The 340-nt window shown below is 49.4% G+C and carries 1 protein-coding gene; it reads left to right on the top strand.

Annotated elements, in window-relative coordinates; translation table 11 throughout:
* Positions 1-314: ornithine decarboxylase antizyme (locus F0U44_RS24360; RefSeq protein ID WP_149730639.1), on the top strand; the 314-nt coding region annotated here is incomplete at its 5' end.
* Positions 315-340 lie beyond the last annotated feature (26 nt).

The following is a 340-nucleotide window of genomic DNA, read 5'->3' as shown; positions in this document are numbered from 1 at the left end:
TCAAGATTTATCTCACCGAGAACACAGTTATACGTTGGGAGGCTGTTGTGCACAACAACATGATGTACCTCCGCGTGCCCGGGGTCCTGCAGTCCGGCAGCAAGGACAGCTTCATGCTGCTCCTGGATTTCGCTGAAGAGCGTCTCGGCTGTAAGAGTTGCATCATCTGCGTTTTGAAGAGTCGTCCCGACCGCGCTACCCTGCTGCGCACCTTCATGTTCATGGGATTCCAAGTTCTGGCTCCGAATTCGCCGCTGACCCCACAGCACATCAACAACCCTAATTACATTTTCTTACACTACAATATGCAGTAAAATTTTATTCACAAACAAAGCTTCTT

The sequence above is a fragment of the Nocardioides humilatus genome (assembly GCF_008373755.1).
Lineage (GTDB): Bacteria > Actinomycetota > Actinomycetes > Propionibacteriales > Nocardioidaceae > Nocardioides > Nocardioides humilatus.
The sequence above is the reverse complement of the archived record's forward strand: the minus strand, read 5'-3'. Positions and strand labels throughout refer to the sequence as shown.